The sequence below is a fragment of the Thermanaerothrix sp. genome (genome assembly GCF_056331585.1).
In genome coordinates this window covers 36,879-52,023 of sequence record NZ_JBWGPQ010000002.1, presented here as the reverse complement: position 1 = coordinate 52,023, position 15,145 = coordinate 36,879, and the positions used below count along the sequence as shown (strand labels likewise).

Genomic DNA, 15,145 nt, shown 5'->3' with positions numbered 1-15,145 from the left:
TAGGAAAACCTCCTGGTCACATAAACGATATGGTTTTGAAATGGAAGAGACAAGACAAGCCAGCATCTGTACTGCCTTCTGAAAAGCACCAGGTGTGCGGTGGAGTTATGCCCGCACACCTGGTGCTCTTACCTACCTAGGGAAGCGGCTAAGGACCACTGCCGGCGTGGGTAGCAACAAACGATCCCCGGTCTTTAGTTCAGCTGGGCTTTTACCCAGGCTCTGTGGTTTGCCCTGGAAGATGTAAAGCGGGGTGCCTTCCTCAGCATATTTGAGATCCACCCAGGCTTGCCCGGTTAGGAAACCTTCGGAGTCAATGGCACAACTGGTCACAAAGCCAATCGTTCGTCCTTTGCGGTCCAAGACCGGATCGCCCAGATGTGCCATGCGCACGCCTTTCTCAGTGAAGCGGAAACGCACCACCACGGTCTGGCGTTGTTTTTCACGAGCGAGGAATGCTTCGCGCCCGATGAACCAAGGTTTGTAGGTTTTGACAAACGAGCCAAACCCAGCTTCACCTACGCCTAGGTTGAAGGGCCCTGCTAGTTCATGCCCATAAAGGGGCAAGCCGGCTTCGGTGCGGAGCGAATCGCGCGCTCCCAACCCACATGGCTTCAAACCCATGGGTTCGCCAACTTTGAGCAGGGCGTTCCACAGATCAACCGCCCGCTCCGGATGGACGAAGAGTTCAAAGGCCATTTTTTCGCCAGTGTAGCCCGTGCGCGAGACCACAAGATCAAAGCCGCCAATTGTGGCTTTGCACAGTTCAGTGCGTTTGAGGGCGAGAACGCGCTTGCGGGTTTCTCCGTCGCAACCTAAAGCCAACAAAATATCGCGGGACTTTGGGCCTTGTAGTGCTATGTCCACGCGCATGTCTGGCCCTTCTTTGGGATCACGCAGATTGCGTAGGATTACCCGGCGGCCAAAGGCGCGCGCCCAGGGACGTTGAGAGTCGATACGCACCTTCCCATCCCGCACGGCATTGAGCCAAGCCCAGTCCTTATCATCATTGGCGGCATTGACGACGATAAGGTATTTATCCTGATCGCGCCGATAGACGATGGTGTCATCAATAACATTGGCGTCAGGGTCAAGAAAATGGGTGTAGCAAGATTCGCCGACAGCCAAAGCACTAATATCATTGCCACAGACGCTATCCAGGAAGACCCCCGCATCGGGTCCCTCAGCCTGATAAACGCCCATGTGCGCCACATCGAAAAGCCCGGCTGCCTGACGTGTGGCGAGGTGTTCTTCAGTGACCGAGGTATACCAGACCGGCATCTCCCATCCGGCGAAGGGGATCATCTTGGCACCCATTTGGCGGTGGGTCTCAAAGAGCGGCGTGCGGCGTAATTGTTCGGGTTCGCGCTCTTCCCAGGTAAAAGCGGGGAGAGGTTCAAGGCCGGTGGTCGAGCCAATCCCGATGTAGTAGGGTTTAAGATGGGACTCAGGGACACCGGTGGCCTGAGTGACCGGTTGTGCCTCGCTCTCACTAACGATAATTGGTCCCGGTAGGCGGCACAGTGGATCGGGATCGAAGGCGACATACCCATCAGAAAGATCCCGCAACCAGGTGGCTGCTAATGTGGCTTTATCCTCGGGCACCGAAAGGCGGAAGTACCAGGGTGTTACACAGGTGATCACGCCTTCAACATCGCCTTTGGGGGTATGCAAACGTGTGGCTTGGCTTTCACCCGGTTGTAGCAGTTCCACATCGCTAGCAAAGACGAAGTTGGCAAACGTGCGCAAACGCTCACCCTGCAAGTCGTAGCTAACCCATCCCTTTTGGGCTTTGGGTTTATCATCCAGGTAGTAGAAGTGAGGATAACCATGCCGTGTGGGCTCGTAATCAATTCCGGCTTGTTCGGCCAGGGTACGTGCGCGGAGTTTAGCGTTTTCTAGGACTTCGAAATTGACTTTAGCGCGTTGAGCGAGTCCTTTGCGGGTCTCAACGCTGTATGGGGTGATCGCGAGAAGGACATCCGCAATGATGTCGGCGATTTGATGCATTTCGGCTTCCTTTAAACCGCGCTGAGTCACCCACGGGGTGCCGTAGCGGATTCCCGACGCATTAAGGGCGGCTTTATCACCAGGAATGGTGTTGCGGTTGAGGACAATGCCGGCGATATCGAGGATGCGTGCCGCCATATCACCGGAGAGAGGTGTACCATCGGGCCCAGTGATGGTCTTGCAATCCACATTCCCCAAGTGGGTATTGCTACCACCATAGGCAATGCGCAGACCACGCTGTGCTAAACGATCGGTCAGGGCGGCGCAATTCTTGACAATTTGTGCTTGCAATTGCTTAAAGGTCTCTGTACGTGCCAGTTTGAAAGCCACGGCCATGCCAGCGATAGCGTGTAAGTGAGGTCCGCCTTGCTCGCCGGGGAAGACAGCGCGGTCGAGTTTCTTGGCTAAATTGGCATCTGTAGTCAGGATGCAAGCACCACGTGGCCCCATTAGACTCTTATGCGTGGTGAAGGTAATCACATGAGCATGTCCCACGGGTGAAGGTAATACGCCCGCGGCCACCATTCCGGCGATGTGAGCGATATCGGCTAGGAGGACGGCCCCCACACGGTCAGCGATGGCGCGGAAGCGCGCCCAATCAGGCACCCAGGGGTAAGAGGAATAACCGGCGATAATGATCTTGGGCTTATGCTCTAGGGCTAAAGCCTCAACTTCGTCATAATCAATCTGTTCGGTCTGGGGGTTAACCCCGTAGGCAATAACGTTGAACCACTTTCCCGAGCGGTTGACAGGTGAGCCATGTGACAAGTGCCCACCATGGAGCAGGTTCATGGCCAAAATGGTATCGCCGGGGTTGAGTAACGCAGTATAAACGGCATTGTTAGCTGGCGCACCGGAAAGTGGCTGCACGTTAGCATAAATCTGGTCGGGTGAGATGCCGTTAGTGGCAAAAAGTTCGGCCAAGCGGCGACGGGCCAAGGCTTCTAAAATATCGGCGTATTCGACCCCCTTGTAGTAACGAGGATCGGAATAGCGCCGGTAATAAGTCAGGCGGGCATTATAGTCCAGGATCTCCGCTTCACTCATCCAGCGAGTTTCTTCATCGGGGTAACCTTCGGCATAAAGGTTCTGAAAGATGGAGCCCAAGGCTTCACGAACGGCAAGAGGGGCAGTACTTTCGCTGGGGATGAGGATTAGTTTACGGTACTGGCGTTCAGCCTCGATTTGAATCAATTCATGCAGATCGGGATCAATGTCTGCCAGTGAACCGCGAATCAGATAATCATTCATTGTCGGCTCCTTAGGACGAGAGTTGGGGATGGATGCCGGGTTGTAATAGCCCAATCCAATTGTAGCCCTGCCAAAAGGGTGGGTCAAGTGTCATCCTTCCCTAGCCGGGTGATGTAAGTTGTAACCATTATGTCCGAAATGTTTACAAAGTTGCAATCAAAGGCTCGATCCAGTTTAGGATAAAGGCAATGACCTCATCTTTTTCTGGTTCATTGTGTAGTTCATGGTAAAACCCCTCCCAGGTCTTATAGATGATGTTACCGCTGATTTGGTGGGCAAATTGATCAGTGGCATGGGGATCAACCAATCGGTCAGCGGTACCCTGCATGACCAGCAAGGGTAAGGGGAATTTGCCTTTAAAATTGAGTAGCCACTCCCCGGCTGAAATTAGGCCAACCCCTAATCGCAAAGAAATATAGGGATGAACCAGAGGATCGCGACGGTAGGCTTCAACGACCTTTGGGTCTCGTGAGAGTCCGCTAAGATCCAATCCGTTGTTGATCCGAAGCACTGGTAGGATTTGCTGTAGCGCTTTTCCTAATCCAAGTGGAATAGGGGAGGGTTGGGCTGGTCGCAACCCAGGGCTACAAGCAATGACACCCGTGGCAGACGGATTACGTCGTAACACGTAATAAAGCACCAAGTTACCCCCCATGCTATGCCCATAGAGAAACCAGGGTACTTTGGGATAACGTTGGCGCAAATCCCGATTGAACCAATCAAAGAGGTCTAGAAAATCGTCATAAGCACGGATGTGTCCCCGTGGCCCGGCAGAACGCCCATGCCCGGGTAAATCGGGGGCGAAGACGAGAAAACCACGTTGATTGAAGGCATCGGCAACGTGTTGATAGCGCCCACTGTGCTCTCCCAAACCGTGAATGAGTAAGACGACAGCCCGCGGGGGAGATTCGGGCTGCCACTCGCGCGCAAAAACTTGGTAACCTTGTGGGGAGGTGAGATTGAGTTCTTGGAGCAACATTAGACCGAGCCTCCATGGTGAATTTTCATTTTACGTTTTAGCCGAGATAGGATGAAAAGGCAAGTCAGTCGCTGCTTGGATTTTCGGATCAGCAGAATGACACAGAGCTGCAATGGTAAAATTACCTTAGGATGACCATGCAACCCTTCAGATTATCTGGGGTTAACTATTTCGAGTTATCCTCCTCAGAGCGGAGGAGGTAGCGTTGAGCGGACTCAACGAGGCTGACGAGAAGGACATCATTCTACGCGCCGCTCAAGGTGATCAGGAGGCTTTTAGTGTGCTCTATGAGCGGTATGTCCGGCGGATTTACAGTTATATTTACTACCGCACGGGTAATGTTCATGATGCTGAGGATTTGACCGAACGAGTTTTTCACCGCGCCTTACACCACATCCGCAATTTCCGTTACCAGGGGTTGCCTTTTTCGGCTTGGTTGTATCGAATCGCCCATAACCTTGTGGCCAATTGGCATCGTGATAACCAGCGGCGTCAGGAAGTTCCGATCGAAGGCCATTTGCATCTGGCCATGCCTGGTGAACATCCTGAAAGTCATCTAGAGCGCAATCAGGAGATCGAGCGTCTAATCCAGGCGATCCAGAAACTATCACCCGAGCGTCAGAACTTGATTGTTTTGAAATTTGTGGAACAACTTTCGAATGAAGAGATTGGAAAAATCATGGGACGGAGTGAAGGGGCGATTAAGAGTTTATATCATCGCACCTTGCTTGCTCTGAGAAATGAATTGGATTTGAACCTAGAAGAGGAGAAAGACCAATGACTCTACAAATCGTGACCGATGGATCTGCTGATATTCCTGAGGATTGGCAACGAGACTATCAAATTCATGTGATCCCGCTAAGCGTACGCTTTGGCGAGGAGTCCTATTCGCAGCGCGACTTGACGTTCAAGGACTTCTATGCCTTGGTGCGTCAAAAACGTCTTTTGCCTAAAACGTCGCTACCTTCACCTCAACAAATTGTGGAGTTTTACCGCCGCATTGCCAGCAAGGGAGATTCGGTGCTTTCTATTCATCTTTCCAGTAAACTCTCAGGGACGTTTGCAGCGGTCCAGATGGCAGCCCGGGAGTTGGCAGGTGAACTCAATATTCATCCTTTCGATTCAGGGGCGGGTTCGGCGGCTTTGGGTTTTATGTGCCGCGAAGCGCGTGTGCTTTCCTGGCGGGGATGGGATATCGAGCGCATTTTGCAGCGACTAACCCAGATTCGTGACCAATTAATGGTGCTTTTCACCCTGGAGAACCTCGAATTTGCTCAGATGAGTGGGCGGATTAACGCATTACAGGGAGCGGTTTCGTCGCTGCTCAAGATCAATCCCATCATCAAATTGCGCGAAGGACTGCTCTACGCTGCAGACAAGGTCCGTGGAAGGCAGCGAGCATTAGAACGAATCGTAGAGGACCTCAAACAGCAGATGCAAGAGCGGAAGATCAATCTCGCGGTTGTCCACGCGGCGGCGCCGGAGGTAGCGCAAGAACTCGTGACGAAAATTAAGGCGCTTTTGAATTGCCAGGATGTGATCGTAACGGATCTCTCGGTTCCGGTGGCTGCTCACCTGGGACCCGGCACCATTGGCATTGTGGCGTATCCTGTCACGGACGAGGAGGGGTAGTCCTTTGATCTCTGAATCCATGAATGATGAGGTCCTGCGTCGCATCGAGGAACGCTTACGATCCCACCTGCAACCGGTTGAGCCTGACCCCCAATTTGCGGTTCGGCTTCAGCGACGGTTAAGCCAGGTACCGCGGGTGACCCTAGAGCGTTCCATAGGGCTTATGTGGGCGCTTTTTAGCCTTGGCGTTGGTGTCTTTTTGGGGGCTTTAGTGCTATGGTTGCTGCGGCGCTCGCCCCGGACTGTGGAATAGCAATTCTTTTTTGCTCTCGGGTTATGGGCGGGTCTTAAAACGCTCCAAATGGGCGATTAACGTGTCCCGATCAGGTTCTACTAGCACGCTTCCATCAGGAAAAATGATGGTGGGTACACTGCGATAGCCCTCATTAAGGGTTTCTACAAGTTGGCGTGCCTCTATATCCCGATCAATATCTATCCATTGATAAACAAGCCCACTTTCATCCAGAGCCTGGTGGGCTTGGCGTGATCCATAACACCAAGTTGTACCATAAAGCACGATGGTTGAAGGGGGATGCTCAATCTGTTTAATTTTCATTAGCAGCCTCCGCGGACTTAAGGCGTTCAAGTTCTTCAACAAGCCAACGTGCTTCTGCTAGAAGGTCAACATCTACAGGCAGGCGAAACTCGGGGGTTACCCGCATCAGAAAATGCTCGGCAATGTTACGAAGCGCTTGGGGTAGAGACTCGGTCTCTTGTAATCGTTGAAGCAAGGGAATGATCGAAGGGGTGTAAGGTGTGTCTTCACCCCAAAAAGCACGCAATGCGATACCCACCGCACGACGGGCACACACGCGAGCCTGTGCTTCGTTTCCGGCACTTCGGGCTCTTTCACCCTGCTCAAGTTCCCGAACAATTGCGGCTTTAACTTCAGGCCCAAAACTCATAGAGAAATTTTAACCTAATTCTTATCCTTCGGGTATTGACAAGAGAATGGGCTTGGAATATTGTTAAGCCAACTAAATAAATAAGGATGCTAAAGCAATGGACGAGCGTGAGGAATTGACTTGGCGTTTACGAGAATGGATGGATACATTTATGGTAAACAGCATGCACGAACTGTTTCGTTATGTGCGGGGGACAGGGCTTTCAATACCTCAGTTCAATGTTTTGATGGCTCTTTATTATAAGGAAAGCTGCGCTGTTTCGGAGTTGAGCGAACGAATGGATATCACGCTGGCGGCCGCCAGCCAACTGGTGGACAAGTTGGTTCAAAGTGGGCTACTGGTCAGGGTTGAAGACCCCCGGGATCGGCGATCTAAACGCCTAAGCCTCACGCCTAAGGGGCGCAGTCTGGTCGAAGCAGGGAATGCCCACCGCTTGCGTTGGATGGATGAGGTGACTAAGCGCTTGCAATCAGATGAAGTTAGACCGATTTGCCAAGCGGTTATGCGTTTATCTCAAATTGCGCGTGAATTAAGAGTTCCAGAAACTACTTCTACGCTCAGCAAGGTGAACAACCATGGTCAACAATGAGATTGGTCATCGTCGCCCTGAAAAATTATCAAGTGCAACGGGTGAACTTAAACCTACGGGTGGGGTAATGCGCCGCGCATTACGTTATCTGAGTCGTTACCGCGCCCAAGCGTTGTTACCCTATGTGTTCTTGACCCTTGCCACACTGGCACAATTGGCAGTACCGCGCATGGTACGAAATATGATTGATGCGGTAACTCGTGGGGCTATTGCCGATCAGGTGCTTAAGGCGCTTGAACGCATTCCGGCAACGTTTATCAACCAAGCGCTGCCGCGTATCCTGGACGTGTTGAATTACCCCACGACCTGGGATTTGCAACAATTACGTGACCACTTAAGTCAGGATGTGAGCAATGCGCCTGGTGGTTTGATACGTGCCGCGATTGCGATTTTGGCTTTTGCGGTGGTGCGCGGTTTGTTTGCTTTTTTGCAATCTTACTGGGCGGAACGGAATTCCCAGGCGGTGGCCTTTGATTTACGCAACGAACTCTATGCCAAAATCCAGCGCCTCTCATTCTCCTACCACGACCGACAGCAAACTGGTCAGTTGATGGTGCGAGCTACCGATGATGTCGAAAAATTACGCTTGTTCCTTGGGCAAGGGCTATTGCAATTGGTGGGCGCAACTGTCCTGTTGACAGGCACGCTGATTTTACTGTTCTCAACCAATCCCGGCCTGGCCCTAACGACGCTGTGGATCTTACCGGTGGCGCTAGTTCTGTTTGCCATTTTCAGTCGCATCAGTCGTCCGATGTTTACCCGGGTGCAACAGCGCCTTTCGGAATTAAACACGATTTTGCAAGAGAATCTGGCCGGGATCAAGGTGATCAAGGCCTTTGTACGTGAGCGTGAGGAACAAGCCAAGTTTCGTTCGGCGGCGGATCGGCTCATGAATCAGCAAATAGCCATTGCTCGACTGTTTACATTTCTCTTCCCCTTTGCTTTTCTGATCGCTAATTTGGGGCAAGCCACCATCTTATATGCTGGAGGACAGCGCATCATCCAGGGGTTGCTCACGTTGGGGGAATGGCAGGAGTTCAGTCTGTATCTGGTATTTCTTTTCCTCCCCATTGCTCAATTTGGTTTCATCATCAACCAATTCAGTCAAGCATCGGCCTCGGCAGTGCGCATTTTCGAAATTCTTGATGCTCAGTCTGATGTCGTGGAGAAGCCCAATGCTATGGTCCTTCCGCCAATTCAAGGGCATGTGAAATTTGAAAACGTTTCATTCCATTACTTTGGTAGCGGTGAACCGGTCTTGAAAAATGTTTCCTTTGAGGTTCAGCCGGGGCAAACGGTGGCCCTTTTGGGTGCAACGGGTTCGGGCAAGACCACGATTATCAACCTGATCCCTCGTTTCTACGATCCAACCGAGGGGCGGATCCTCATTGATGGCTACGATATTCGTGATGTCACGCTTCAATCTTTGCGCGCACAAATTGGGATTGTGTTGCAGGAAACCACTCTATTTTCAGGCACCATCCGGGATAACATTGCTTTCGGCAAACCAGACGCCACCATGGATGAAATTATCGCTGCGGCGAAAGCCGCTGCGGCGCATGATTTCATCATGTCGTTTCCCCAGGGCTATGATACCTTGGTGGGCGAGCGAGGGACAACGCTATCAGGGGGGCAAAAACAACGCATTGCCCTTGCGCGCGCCTTGCTTCTTAATCCGCGCATCTTGATCTTGGATGAGGCCACCTCGAATGTGGATGTGGCAACTGAGGTTCAGATTCAAACCGCATTGCAACAGTTGATGAAAGGGCGCACATCGTTTGTCATCGCACAACGTATCAGCACAGTAATGAACGCTGATTTGATTCTGGTGTTGGATCGAGGACAGATTGTCGCCCAGGGGCGACATGAGGACTTGCTTGAAGAGAGTGAGATTTATGCTGAGATTTACTCCTCACAGTTACTGGACGATGAAGCCCAATTTACCGCTGATGCTGTGATTCTACCTGGAGATTGAGTTCATTAGAACGGAGAACAGACGCTATGTTTCATGGTGGTCCACGTAACGCTTTGAACCGCGAAACCCTTAAGCCTCAGAACACCTTCCGAACCTTAGGGCGATTAGCCAGATATTTCGGAACTTACTGGCCCGTACTGGTGGGTGCCGTAGTGATGGTCATTGTTTCAACCTGGACCCAGGTGACCACCCCAGACCTGACAGGACAACTGGTGGATTGTTATTTGGCACCAGCGGCCTCAGGTGCCTTTGGCTCATCCTTTCCGGGTTTGGCTGCTTCGGGGGAGGCAGCACAATCGAACTGCTGGTTGAGCGTTGACCATGCGCCGCATGGGCTCACCCAAATGCTTGTTCGCAGCGTCTTTCAACTGGGTGGTTTTCCACTCCCTCCGGCGGATCCTTCACGATTGAGTACGGCAGATCGCTTGGCGGGCTTGGGACGCTTTGTACTGGTGATTGTTGTGCTTTATGTCTTGGGGGCATTGCTCACGGGCTTGACGTTTTATGCGGTATCTTGGACCGGGCAACATGTGCTACGTTCGTTACGAGTGAGTGTTTTTGAGCATTTGCACCGTTTGCCGCTCTCGTTTTATGCCGAAAATGAGGCTGGTGACCTGATGAGTCGTATTACCAACGACACGGAGGCATTGCAGCAAGCCCTTTCTTTCGCTTTGGTGAATGTGGCAAGTGGGGTGCTATTACTGGGTTGGATCATTTACAACATGTTTACAAAGAACACGGTATTTGCACTCCTGAGTGTTGCCGTTGCCCCGCTGATGTTGTTTGCTACGCTATGGTTCTCTTTGCAGGCGCGCAAGGCATTTCGACGTGCACGCCAGGAATTGGGTTCCATCAATGCTGAACTCCAGGAGACAATCTCGGCAGTGCGAGAGGTGCAGGCGTTCAACCGAGTGGAGGCCAACATCGAGCAATTTCGTCAGATTAACGCTGCCAATCGGGACGCTAATGTGCGGGCAGTCTCCTTTACGGCGGCGCTCTCGCCAACGTTAGAAGCGTTAGGCTATCTGGCTTTAGCCATCGTAACAGTGGTAGGAGGCACGGCGTTGTTGCGTGGTGCCCAACTAGGCGGTGAGGCGGTTTCATTGGGTCTGGTGATTACCTTTTTAGGATATGTACAGCGTTTCAACCAGCCTATTCAGCAGATTGCAGTGTTGTGGACGAATATTCAGAATGGTATTGCCGGCGCTGAACGCATTTTCAACCTTCTTGATATTGAGCCGACCATTCAAGATGCACCCGATGCCATTGAAATGCCCCCGATACGAGGCGAGGTGGAGTTTCGCAACGTCTCAGCGGAGTATATTAAGGGCCAACCGGTACTCAAGAATGTCTCGTTTGTGGCTAAACCCGGCCAGACGATAGCTATTGTGGGCCCAACCGGCGCGGGCAAGACCACCATGATAAACCTGATCCCGCGTTTCTATGATGTAACCAAAGGGGCGGTACTTATTGATGGGATTGATGTGCGGCGGGTGAAAGCCGAATCCTTGCGGCGACAGATTGGCATTGTTCTGCAGGATACATTTTTGTTCAGCACCACAGTAATGGAGAACATTCGCGTTGGTAAGCCCGATGCAAGTGATGAAGAGGTGATTGAAGCGGCGCGGTTAGCCCATGCGGATACGTTTATTGATCGTTTGCCTGAGAAGTTTCAAACGGTTTTGGGAGAACGAGGGGCAGGGCTAAGCCAAGGCCAGCGCCAACTACTGGCGATAGCCCGTGCCATTTTGGCAAATCCACGCATTCTGATTTTAGACGAGGCGACCTCCAGTGTAGATACGCGGACTGAGCGTCTGATTCAAAGTGCCTTAGAGCGCTTGCTGGAGGGACGTACTGCGTTTGTCATTGCGCATCGTCTCAGCACGATTCGTAATGCCGACATGGTGTTGGTGGTGCATGAAGGGGAAATTATTGAACGAGGGCGCCACGAAGAATTGCTGGCACAAAAAGGCTTTTACTATCACTTGTATATGAGCCAGTTCCGGCGCAATTTAGCCCTTGGGATGGGCAAAGATGGGCGTGAACAACCCACACCCCAACCTCTTTCGGCTTCTAAAGAGGCATAAAAACTGATTTATTTAACTAATGTAATGAGACCTCTATGTCAATTAGCACATAGAGGTCTCATTATATCTCTTTGTTATGCCCAGCCCTGGTTGCGGACGAAGTTGGTAATCACGGGGATTTCGAAGACCTCACCCCGATTGGCCTTGATGCCGTAATAAATGACCAGGACAATAGTAACAATTGGGCCAATGCACCATCCTACCACTGGGATAAAGCCCATCAAAATGTTAAAAACGATCAGAACAACACCAAGGATAAGGGCTTGCATAGTGTGGGCTTTGAGGAAGGGGCGGTTTTTCTTATCCTCAAGAAGAAGGATGATAATGGGGACAAGCGGGGTTAAGAGGTAAGCCAGCAGACCCCACAGACGATCATCGCTGGTAATTTCTTCAGGGGGAATTGAGAATTGGGTGCTCATCGCAGCCTCCAGATAAAGGGATTGAGAGAAAACTCTCTTTGACTTATTTTACAACTGTTATCGGAATTAGCAAACCCAAGATGGGAAAAAAGCAGGTGGCTTAAAGAGAGCCACCTGCTCAGTCGGATGGGAATTATTTTGAAAAGGCTATTTGCTGATCAACGGCAGGTAGTTAAGCCACTTGCTCTCCAGTGATATGACCTGTGCGGTTTGGGTTGTATTGTGGTGGTGCATGAGCAATATTCCCTTAAGACCAGTGGTCTCAGCGTGATCAAGATCATAACTGAAGGTCAATGTTTGAGGCACATCCTTATAGAAGGGCAGTCCCTCAAAGTCATCATCGGCTATCGTGTTGATAGTGAGGAGGGCCGGATGGCGCCAATCGTAGGTGTAGACCTCACTGACGTCTACTGGATTCTCGTCCTCCTGGTCACGACTGTAGGTCTCGATGTAAAAATCGAACTTGCCATCTGTGTCGTTTAGCCGGTATGCAGCGATGGGTAAGATGACCACGTTATTGTTGAAGGGCGCTGTATCTACCTCATCGGCAAAGAAGGCATTCAAGAGATAAGCATACCCTGAAGAAGTGTTTAGATTTAGCAATCGTGATAGGAACACATCAGAGGAATTTGAATTGTAGAGAACACTGGTATTATAAACGGCGAAGTCTGCTGTGCCATCCTGATCAGTGTCAATGTAGATGTCAAACTCCACCTCATTGGGTGTGTTCCAATCTGCCTGGGTGGCAATGGCAAAGTAAAGCGATGTATAATTATCCACTCCCCATTGCGGATAGTCGCTCATCACGCCAATGTACTTCAAGTCAGCGTGTTTAAGAGGTTGGGGCACAGGCGTCTCATCCGCATCCGTCCCAAGGAGCTCGAAGGCAGAGACGAGGGAGGGATAGTCTGCCAGCTCACTACCTTGTAAGGTAACCTTGATTGTGCCGGTTGGATTGGCTTTGTTGAGGATGATCTGAGAAGGTACAGCGGCCATGGCCGAAGCCGGACGTGCCACCGCATGGACGGGCAGGCGAAGCGCAGGTTGAGCACCACCTCCACTTGGGGTCAGCGTGATCAGCGCGGCGGCTTCACTTATCCAGTGGCGAGGGAGTCCGGCCTGAGTGGCATTTACTGTTACATCCCGAGTATGGGTCATTTGAGAGGCATCAGCAGTCAGTCTAACTTTGAAGGTCTTTTGTTGGCCTGGGCCAAGGCTGAGGGTTGTAAGCGGCGTATTATCCGGGTTGAGGAGTTCAAAAGTAACTCCAGGGATGCTTACGCGTTGATCGAGTGATACATTGTAATTAAATGTCTGGCTGGCGTGCTTATTGACAACCTTGACCACTTTCTCGGCGGTGTAGGTGCCTACAACCTCAATGTTTCCAAAAGAGACACTCACCGCTCCCTCGTCATTGGCGTTATAGAGCACCACAAAAGACCGCGCTGCTTGTTCCGCATCCACACGGCCAGCCCCGACCCGTCCTGCACCATACTTATTACCAGTTTGTCCACTCTCAGTGAACAGGTCATGGTTGGCTGTATTCATCACCAGGGCTTTGAGTTCTTCAACACTCCACGAAGGACGCAACTGGCGTAAGAGTGCCATCACTCCACTGATGTGTGGGGCAGCCATAGAGGTGCCATTAAAGGAGACTCCTTGATTCCCGGTTAACGCGGCTGTGGAGAATATTGTTTGTCCAGGGGCGGTAATATCGGGTTTTAGGAAAGAATCCCCTCGACGTGGTCCACGTGAAGAGAAGCGGGAAACCAGGTCGTTCAGCCCTGGATCGCTGGTGATAAAACTTCCCATCTTCTCATTGCTGAGGGAGACGGTAACAGACCCAGCCCCCAAGGCGGCCTTAAGTGCGCTGCCAACGCCTTGGGTGGTAATGGTGGCAGGAATGGTATTTGTTCCCGCAATAAGGATATCTAGATAGGGTTTTGTGTAAACAAGAATGACCCCCTTTGCGCCCGCGTTGTAGGCATTGCCCACTCGAGTAGCCGAACCACACTCATGGGTTTCACCATCAGGGAGGAAGGTCCAATCGAGTAGCGCAATAGTGTCAGTAAAATAATTGAGGGGGAATGAAGTACATCCTCCAGTATTGTCGGATGGAGGGAGCTTCAGAACACCAGTCACTGGTGAAGTCATTGCTGCCCAATTGTAATTGGCAGAGTGATATGAACCGTGCCATCCCTCAAGAGCCTTGTGCCCCGCAGGTGCTTCTGTGACCTTAAAGGCGTCCATGATGTCCTGGGCATCAATGGATGAGGCAACCGAAATCGCACGGGTGGCGACAGCAGGAGAGCCGGTGATGTAATAGGTGTCGTAGCTATTGCCTGCCGAGGCTACGACGATTACTCCTGCAAGCGCCGCGTTGTTACTGGCAATCGTAGACGTGTCGTATTCAGACCCGTATACTGAGCCCAGGGACATGTTGATGACATCCAGGTGATCTGAGAAGTCCCCATCACCGTTAGGATCCACCGCCCACTCGATCGCAAGATCAGTTACTGCGGTAGAACCTTCACAGCCGAATACGCGTAGTGCTACCAGTTGAGCCTTAGGCGCTACACCCGGACCAATATAGAAATTATTGGAATAGGCGTCAGGTCCGTAAGGTCCACTATAGGTGCTTCCATCTTGCAACACACCATAACCCGCTACGGTGCCGGCTACATGAGATCCGTGGCCGTTACAATCCATAGGGTCGGGGTCGGGTTGAGGAACGGGGTTGCCCGATACCCCGCTAGCATCATAGTCATCTCCAACGAAATCGTAGCCCCCAATGACCTTGACGCCTGGGTAATTGAGAACATCGCCTACAACTGTCGTATCGTTCTCATCATATCCCGTGCCGGGGCCGCCAAAGTTGGTGTGTAGATAATCAATCCCGGTGTCAATAATGCCCACTTTAATGCCATCACCGGTGTATCCAAGGTTAAGATTCCAGACTTGTGGAGCTTTGATCAGAGGGACACTGTAACTATTATCTAATGTCTTGAGGTTGAGCCGATGAATAGCCTTTACCCCTGAAAGTTGAGCGATTTGGGGAATCTTTTCGGCCTTAACACGCAAAGCCACCCCGTTATATACCCGCTGAGTTTGATAAACCACAAATTCAGTGTCACCAACAGCGGGCTTGACATTTTTCAATATTCCCTGGTTGAGAAGCGCGTTGATAAAACGATCTTGGGCTCGCTTGATGCGTTGAATTTGTGCCTGGGCGGCAGATACAGCTTCGTTTTCCGTGCGTACGGTTCGCTCGCGGGCATAGACTTGGGTAGCAGGTTCA

At 51.5% G+C, this 15,145-nt stretch carries 12 protein-coding genes and 1 pseudogene; 6 read left to right on the top strand and 7 right to left on the bottom strand.

Features of this window, described 5'->3' with window-relative positions:
* Positions 1–132: 132 nt before the first annotated feature.
* The 3 genes and pseudogenes from gcvT to AC01YT_RS01220 form a co-directional block, all read right to left on the bottom strand.
* On the bottom strand, positions 133–1,605 hold the full coding sequence (gene gcvT, locus AC01YT_RS01230; RefSeq protein ID WP_476672497.1) for a glycine cleavage system aminomethyltransferase GcvT: 1,473 nt from the start codon (positions 1,603–1,605) through the stop codon (positions 133–135).
* A gap of 255 nt (positions 1,606–1,860) precedes the next feature.
* Positions 1,861–3,261, bottom strand: a pseudogene (locus AC01YT_RS01225) (serine hydroxymethyltransferase); the annotation flags it as partial.
* A 142-nt stretch (positions 3,262–3,403) separates the two neighbouring features.
* A complete protein-coding gene (locus AC01YT_RS01220; RefSeq protein ID WP_476672339.1) occupies positions 3,404–4,240 on the bottom strand; it encodes a lysophospholipase in 837 nt (278 codons plus the stop codon).
* Between the two features lie 205 nt (positions 4,241–4,445).
* On the opposite strand from AC01YT_RS01220, the gene AC01YT_RS01215 reads away from it, so the two are divergent.
* The 3 genes from AC01YT_RS01215 to AC01YT_RS01205 are packed head-to-tail and all read left to right on the top strand — an operon-like array spanning position 4,446 to position 6,125.
* On the top strand, positions 4,446–5,021 hold the full coding sequence (locus AC01YT_RS01215; RefSeq protein WP_476672338.1) for an RNA polymerase sigma factor: 576 nt from the start codon (positions 4,446–4,448) through the stop codon (positions 5,019–5,021).
* Entirely contained in the window at positions 5,018–5,872 is an 855-nt protein-coding gene (locus tag AC01YT_RS01210) for a DegV family protein (RefSeq protein WP_476672337.1), read from the top strand. Before AC01YT_RS01215 ends, AC01YT_RS01210 begins: the two co-directional genes overlap by 4 nt.
* Before the next feature lie 4 nt (positions 5,873–5,876).
* The gene (locus AC01YT_RS01205) at positions 5,877–6,125 is read left to right on the top strand and encodes a hypothetical protein (protein WP_476672336.1); all 249 of its coding nucleotides are present in this window, start codon (positions 5,877–5,879) and stop codon (positions 6,123–6,125) included.
* A 21-nt stretch (positions 6,126–6,146) separates the two neighbouring features.
* Here the strand turns inward: AC01YT_RS01205 and AC01YT_RS01200 are convergent, their stop codons facing one another.
* Positions 6,147–6,428: a glutaredoxin family protein gene (locus AC01YT_RS01200; protein ID WP_476672335.1), complete on the bottom strand. Its 282-nt coding sequence runs from the start codon at positions 6,426–6,428 to the stop codon at positions 6,147–6,149.
* Entirely contained in the window at positions 6,418–6,777 is a 360-nt protein-coding gene (locus AC01YT_RS01195; RefSeq protein WP_476672333.1) for a hypothetical protein, read from the bottom strand. Before AC01YT_RS01195 ends, AC01YT_RS01200 begins: the two co-directional genes overlap by 11 nt.
* Before the next feature lie 97 nt (positions 6,778–6,874).
* On the opposite strand from AC01YT_RS01195, the gene AC01YT_RS01190 reads away from it, so the two are divergent.
* From AC01YT_RS01190 to AC01YT_RS01180, 3 genes are read left to right on the top strand one after another with little or no spacing between them, the layout of a single operon-like run.
* On the top strand, positions 6,875–7,366 hold the full coding sequence (locus AC01YT_RS01190; protein ID WP_476672331.1) for a MarR family winged helix-turn-helix transcriptional regulator: 492 nt from the start codon (positions 6,875–6,877) through the stop codon (positions 7,364–7,366).
* Positions 7,353–9,341, top strand: a complete 1,989-nt coding sequence (locus AC01YT_RS01185) for an ABC transporter ATP-binding protein (protein WP_476672329.1) — start codon at positions 7,353–7,355, stop codon at positions 9,339–9,341. Before AC01YT_RS01190 ends, AC01YT_RS01185 begins: the two co-directional genes overlap by 14 nt.
* Positions 9,342–9,367: 26 nt before the next feature.
* Positions 9,368–11,428 carry an ABC transporter ATP-binding protein gene (locus AC01YT_RS01180; protein ID WP_476672328.1) on the top strand — a complete coding sequence of 687 codons (2,061 nt, stop codon included), beginning with the start codon at positions 9,368–9,370 and terminating at the stop codon, positions 11,426–11,428.
* A gap of 74 nt (positions 11,429–11,502) precedes the next feature.
* On the opposite strand, the gene AC01YT_RS01175 is transcribed toward AC01YT_RS01180, so the two are convergent.
* Positions 11,503–11,847, bottom strand: coding sequence for a DUF4870 domain-containing protein (locus tag AC01YT_RS01175; protein WP_476672326.1), 345 nt, complete (start codon positions 11,845–11,847; stop codon positions 11,503–11,505).
* 147 nt (positions 11,848–11,994) lie between these two features.
* Positions 11,995–15,145: S8 family peptidase (locus tag AC01YT_RS01170; RefSeq protein WP_476672324.1), on the bottom strand; the 3,151-nt coding region annotated here is incomplete at its 5' end.